This window comes from Desulfobacter latus, assembly GCF_013389365.1.
GTDB lineage: Bacteria > Desulfobacterota > Desulfobacteria > Desulfobacterales > Desulfobacteraceae > Desulfobacter > Desulfobacter latus.
In genome coordinates, this window is record NZ_JACADJ010000119.1 from 1 (window position 1) to 5893 (window position 5893).

Annotated in this window: 6 protein-coding genes; 1 reads left to right on the forward strand and 5 read right to left on the reverse strand. The window is 47.6% G+C overall.

Going from position 1 to position 5893, the window contains the following annotated elements:
• Nucleotides 1-124 precede the first annotated feature (124 nt).
• The 5 genes from HXW94_RS17930 to HXW94_RS17950 form a co-directional block, all read right to left on the reverse strand.
• Nucleotides 125-499 carry a response regulator gene (locus tag HXW94_RS17930; protein ID WP_178368267.1) on the reverse strand — a complete coding sequence of 125 codons (375 nt, stop codon included), beginning with the start codon at nt 497-499 and terminating at the stop codon, nt 125-127.
• A 286-nt stretch (nt 500-785) separates the two neighbouring features.
• Entirely contained in the window at nt 786-1535 is a 750-nt protein-coding gene (locus HXW94_RS17935; protein WP_178368268.1) for an energy-coupling factor transporter transmembrane component T family protein, read from the reverse strand.
• Nucleotides 1532-2275, reverse strand: a complete 744-nt coding sequence (locus tag HXW94_RS17940) for an energy-coupling factor ABC transporter ATP-binding protein (protein WP_178368269.1) — start codon at nt 2273-2275, stop codon at nt 1532-1534. The genes HXW94_RS17935 and HXW94_RS17940 overlap by 4 nt, the downstream gene beginning before the upstream one ends.
• A gap of 7 nt (nt 2276-2282) precedes the next feature.
• Complete coding sequence (locus tag HXW94_RS17945; protein ID WP_178368272.1) at nt 2283-2807, reverse strand: biotin transporter BioY; 525 nt, start codon at nt 2805-2807, stop codon at nt 2283-2285.
• 29 nt (nt 2808-2836) lie between these two features.
• Nucleotides 2837-3754 (reverse strand): biotin--[acetyl-CoA-carboxylase] ligase, encoded by a 918-nt coding sequence (locus tag HXW94_RS17950; RefSeq protein WP_246294211.1) that lies wholly within the window; start codon nt 3752-3754, stop codon nt 2837-2839.
• 471 nt (nt 3755-4225) lie between these two features.
• Here HXW94_RS17950 and HXW94_RS17955 point away from each other — a divergent pair, with 471 nt between their 5' ends.
• The gene (locus HXW94_RS17955; protein WP_218576801.1) at nt 4226-5794 is read left to right on the forward strand and encodes a CHASE2 domain-containing protein; all 1569 of its coding nucleotides are present in this window, start codon (nt 4226-4228) and stop codon (nt 5792-5794) included.
• The last annotated feature ends 99 nt before the right edge of the window (nt 5795-5893 follow it).

Here is a 5893-nt window from a genome sequence, read left to right on the forward strand (position 1 = left end):
TTACCAGGGTGCCTATATATTCCTTTAGAACGAAAGCCCGAAGGCTCTCAAGGCTAATCAACAGGACTTGCAACCGAAGTCACAAGCCCACCGATCACCAAAGGTGTCGGTGGGTAGTTGACGTTCACAGCATTCCTTTGATTGTATTTTCCAGTTTATCAATATCTATCACCGGCTTTCCAAAAATTTGATTTGCAACATTGGGGAGTTGAAGAATATCTTCCGATGTTTGATATTCAGGTGAGCCTGTACAAATGACAAAACCCATAACAGGATATTTTTTTGATGCGTTTTTGATAAATGTTTCCCCATCCATTCCCGTCATACGAATATCTACAATGGCAGCTGAACAGGCCTGATTTTTAAGCAGTTCAAGTGCGGACTCCCCACTTTTCGTATCAAAAACCAGCCAATGCCGGTCTTCAAAATAGTCAATAAAACTTTGACGGATATAGTCTTCATCATCAATGATTAATATGCTTTTTTTAGTTTCTTCCATGGTCTTTTCCGAGCCGGCTTAATTCTTCACGAATGGCCAATGTTAAGGTTTGTATGGGAATCGGTTTTTTGAGAATTTATTACCCATAAGGTTTTACATGCCATGGTTTTTAGGCATAACCCGATACCTTATCAAAGAACTGTCTCTCAAGATGATGGGAAAACCGGTTTTTGTCAATCAAAAACAAGAATGAGTTGAAAGACAGCACTCCTCAAAGGATTTCGTCGGGTCTGCACTCTTTTTGCCGACAGAGACCAATATCTCCTGGCAAACAGGGCCCGGCGTCTCAGCCCATCAGCACTATCCCGGCACAAAAGATAAATGTCAGACCCACGACCCAACCCTCTTTCCCATTGGAGAAAAACCGTGCATCTGTCCGGTTTTCACTGTAACACCGGGCCTGCATGGCAAGGCTCAGGTCATCTGCGGATTGAAATGTTTTTTTCAGCAGGGGCCAGGCCAGGTTGACGAGTCGGCGTACAGGATTTTTCCTTAAATTGCCGCACCGGGCATTAACCGCATGGGTCACCTCCCTGGCATTATCAAGGATCAGGGGCATGAATTTAAGGGCCAAGCCCACCATCACGGCCACCCGTTTTTCAGGAATAAACGGAACGGGTTTGAAAAACCACTGGACAGCCGCCTTGATTTCCATGGACCGGGTGGTGACCGTCAAGATGAGCCCCAGCAGCATGACGACCAGAAACCGTAACGAAACCAGGCCAGCGGAAGCAAAACCCTGGCGGGTCAGGCTGAATCCGTGCAGGGTCACCATGGGATGGCCGGGGGTGACTGCCCAGCGACAGAAAAATATCAGTGTTAAAAGCAAAAGAAAGCATTTCAACTGCGTCACAAGCTTTACCGGTCCCACCCCCAACATTTTCAGTATACCCATTAGAACGCACAGGCAGATAATATTCCCGGGTAATCCCGTCTTTAGCACAGCCAGGCTCAACAGGCACATCAGCAGGCATTTGCAGCGGACATCCAGGGTATGCCATAAGGTGTCACCGGGATGATAGGAAAAAAGTGTCATAGTGCCCACGCCTGTGCCATGGGGGTGAACGGATTTTTCACGCCATATGATTCAAGGCAGGGGGCAAGCGAGATCGGGTCGCCTTGTTCCTTGATCCGGCCTTTGTCCATGACCACCATTTTGGTGGCAAGCATGATCACCGGTGCCACATCATGGGTAGTCATGACAATGGCATGTCCGGACCGGTGCAGCGTTCGACACACTCTGACCAGGGATACAATGGATGGATAATCCAGATTGGCAAAGGGTTCGTCAAAAATAATAAGGTCCGGTGCCATGACCAGGATACCGGCAATGGCCAGCCGGCGTTTTTCCCCGCCGGAAAGGGTGGCGGGATTTCTGTCCCGTAAATGGTACAGGCCGAGCAATTTAAGGGCGTTAATTACGCCGGCATTAATCGCTTCCCGGCCCATGTTTAAATTTTCCGGGCCAAAGGCGGTTTCATCAAATACGGTATCTGCGATAATCTGGGTATCCGGGTCCTGGAACACCATACCGACCTTTTTGCGGGCAACGGTCAAATTTTTTTGAATATCCTGACCGTCGAGCAGAACCCGGCCCCTATCCGGCATCAACAGGCCGTTGAAGTGACGGATCAAGGTGGTTTTCCCGCATCCGTTTTTTCCGGCAAGCACAATAAAATCATCCCGGGCAATGGTCAGACAAATGTCAAATATACCTGACTGCTCCGAACCAAAGGCATGGGTCAGATGGTCTGTTTTCAGTAACACCGTATCCATTACGCGTTTAAAACCGGATCAGGGGACGCAGTTTTCGGGCGATGATTACCGCTGCAATTATTTTAAGCACAGCACCGGGAACAAAGGGATACATGCCAGCAGCCAGGGCCTTGCCCCAGGATACAGCCAGCACCCATTTCAGCCAGGGGACCCCGAACATATACATCACCGCCATTCCCGCAATGGCGGCCCCGCAATCCCGGACCAGACTCTTTGCAGCGCGGCCGGATATGACAGCGGTGAGGAACGCGGCCGGCAGATAAGACAGAAGATACCCGCCGGTGGGTCCGAAAACTTTTCCAATACCCGAGGTGCCGCCGGCAAATACCGGCAGTCCGGCAAAGCCCATGAGCAGATAGACGGCCACGCACCCGGCAGCCCAGGCCGGCGGCAGGATCAAGCCTGCCAGAAGCACAAACATGTTTTGGAGTACAATGGGGACAGGGCCCACAGGTACGGCAATCATTGCCCCAATGCTGATCAGAGCGATAAAAAGGGCTGAATATATAATCGGTTTTATAGAAACATCCATGGGGGTACCATTCATTTCAAGGCTTTCTTTTAACAGTGAAAACAATCGCCATAAATAATTTTTCGGGTGACGCCGTCCCGGCCTTCAACAATGAGAGCGCCGGTGTCATCCACATCCAGGGCCTTGCCTTCATACACCCGATCATGGGTTTGAACCCTGACGTCGGCGCCGATGGTGGCGGTCCGAGCCTTCCACCGGCTGATAATCCGGGGCGGATCAACGGCAGCAATCCGGGATTCAAACAGATCCAGGAACCGGGTGAGAATCTGTTTTCTGGAAACAGATTTTCCCAGGGCTGTTTTCAGGGAAATGGCCTGGTATTGATCTGATGCCGGGTCATTGTTTACATTAAGGCCGATACCCAGAAACAGGAAATTCACCATATCAGCCCGGGTTTCCATTTCCGACAGCATCCCGGACAGCTTGCGGCCTTTAAGAAGCAGGTCATTGGGCCATTTGACCCGGACATCCAGGTCAAATAAATCGGTCAGCACTTCGGACATGCAGGCAGATGCGGCAAAATTCACGGTCCAGGCCAGGGGCGGGGGCAAATCCGGTTTAAGGATCAGCGTAAACCAGAGCCCGCCCCGCTCAGAGTCCCACTGCCGGTTCAGCCGGCCCCTGGCGGCAGTCTGGACGTCGGCAATGACGCAACTCGCCTGCCGGACGCCTTGCCGGGCCATTTCACGGGCCTGGTCCATGGTCGAATCAAGTTCCGGAAAGTGGAAAATTCTGTCCTGAAGGTGCGTTGGAAAACAAAAGGGATAGAGCAGGTTGCCGGCGTCCTGAAGTTTATACCCCGTTGGCAGGGCCTTAATATTGACGCCGGCCTGTTTCAGGGCTTTCATGTGTTTCCAGACCGCCACCCGGGAAATTTCGGCAGTTTCACTGATTTTGACCCCGGAAACAGGTTCACCACCCGACTGGTACAAAATCTTAAGAATCATTTGCCTTTTATCCGGCAATATTTGGTTAACCCTCATAACGCATATTGGTTAACAAAATTCTCAAGCCCGGGTCAAGCAAAATTTTTTTCCAAACACCAGCAATGTTAAAAATGACTCTTTTGTGAAATAGCGCGCTGGGAAAAATTTTTCATAAATTTCCCATTTAAATTTAACTTTTATATGCTGAACTGTTATATTATGATTCAGTCAACGCCACAACTAAACTTTATTATTAACTCCCCCTCCCCTGAATCTATTGATTCAGAAGGGGGGCTTTTATAAGCCCGGATTGAAACTCGGTCATCAATTTTTTTTAGGGAATTTGTTCAAATTAACAAAAATTTGATCATCGGGTGAAAGCATTCAATGAGACAATGGCCCCGACTTACAGCGCTTAATGTTGGTTTATTCGTTATTTGCGCAATTGAACTTCTCAGTGTCGTGAATTTTTTTGTCCTTCCCAATGGGGCAATGTATGACACTTTTTGCAAACTACCGCCCAAGAGTACCCAGGGTTCTAAAAAAGTAATAATAGTGCCCATTAACCCGGAACAACTCTACAGCGATGACGAGACCTGGATTCCGTTTTTGAATAACCTCCACGATGTGAATGCAAAACAGATTCTTTTTTCATTTTTTCCACCGCGTGCATCGGAACAATTTTATGCCCGTGCATCTGAATTCAAAAACGTCATCTTCGGAAGGCAAAAGCAGTTACCGATTACCTCATTAAACGTCCAAACTGCCCATCAACCCTGTAACGGTGCGTCGGCCTTTGTTCCAGTTCCAGACGTTGTAGATAAATACACATTAAAAATAGCGCCTTATGATCTGCCGGTCAATCAATACGGCATTCATCGCTTTGAACATGCGCTTTTCCCGTGTAATGAGGCCAAAAAACAGATTAAACCCAATTTTATTTTGGCTGCCGCGCAAATGCGGAACGAGGCGCCTCAGACAATAGATTCACAATTTGCCATCAATTTTATGGCTATAAATAGAGTGCTTCCCAATATCTCATTTGAGAGTATCCGTTCCGGCAATATCGTTCCAGAATTATTTCAAGACAGAACCGTCTTGGTGGGATTGGGAAAATCTTCAGACTCCCCCGGATTTCAGACGCCGGTGCATACAGGCAGCCGATCGTTGTCCCTGGTTGAATACAATGGATTTGCCCTGGATACCCTGATTGAAAACCGTATTATTCAATGGCCGGGCCGATACGCGATTTTGCTGATTGTGTCCGGTATTGTTATTGTCGGTCTTTTTGTTTTTCCACTGTTCAGCGATACGCTTTTTTTTATTGGCGCCGGACTGTTTTATCCGCTTACCGTTATCGGCTCTTTTTTGTTGCTCAGGTATGCATTTGTCTGGCTTCCGGTAATGCAGATAATGGCGGCTGCAACCGCAGTTTTCATGTTTATTTTCGGCAGGAAATACATGTCCAAGAATCAATTTGCCAGGGAGGTGATACTCAATAAATCTGAGCAGTTGAAAGACCGGTTTTTTCCGGATGGATTCTACGCGTCCCAGGCATATTGGGCTAAGGTGGTCAATATGGTCAACCAGACCCTTAACCTTGAACGGGTCATTTTTTTGGAAAAAGTACCGGACGATCACAGAGTCAGGGAAATTATCGCGCTGAACACCTCCATTGAAAATATTCAGGAACGACGCAGAGATTACGAACGAACGCCATATTCCACCGCCATTATGGAAAACCGCCCGATTGAGGTGACCTCTTTTTTTAAACGTGTCAAAGAGGAAGACGTCCAATACCTGGTTCCGCTTTCATATGCCGGACAGGTTCAAGGATTCTGGGCATTTGTGATTTCATCCCGTAACATGCGCGAAATAAACTATATACTCTCCATTATTCGAAATTTTGCCGTGGAAATTGGTGAACTGCTATACAAACGCGCGCAGTGGCTTGCGGAAAAGAAAAAAAATCAAAATTTATTTCGTAAACTTTTAGCGGTTGAAACCAGGGATGATCTTTACCATGAGGTAAAGGGCGCATTCCCATTTTCCCGGTTTTAAAAAAGCCTATCTTTTTATGAAAAAAGCATGATATGAACTCTCAAAACAATACTATCTGAGGAGCAAATATAATGGAAATGAAGAAAGCCGAAGACTGTG

Excerpts from the sequence above, each read along its gene's own strand:
- HXW94_RS17930 (WP_178368267.1), bottom strand. The coding sequence starts at position 499 with ATGGAAGAAACTAAAAAAAGCATATTAATCATTGATGATGAAGACTAT.
- HXW94_RS17935 (WP_178368268.1), bottom strand. The coding sequence starts at position 1,535 with ATGACACTTTTTTCCTATCATCCCGGTGACACCTTATGGCATACCCTG.
- HXW94_RS17940 (WP_178368269.1), bottom strand. The coding sequence starts at position 2,275 with ATGGATACGGTGTTACTGAAAACAGACCATCTGACCCATGCCTTTGGT.
- HXW94_RS17945 (WP_178368272.1), bottom strand. The coding sequence starts at position 2,807 with ATGGATGTTTCTATAAAACCGATTATATATTCAGCCCTTTTTATCGCT.
- HXW94_RS17950 (WP_246294211.1), bottom strand. The coding sequence starts at position 3,754 with ATGATTCTTAAGATTTTGTACCAGTCGGGTGGTGAACCTGTTTCCGGG.
- HXW94_RS17955 (WP_218576801.1), top strand. The coding sequence starts at position 4,226 with ATGTATGACACTTTTTGCAAACTACCGCCCAAGAGTACCCAGGGTTCT.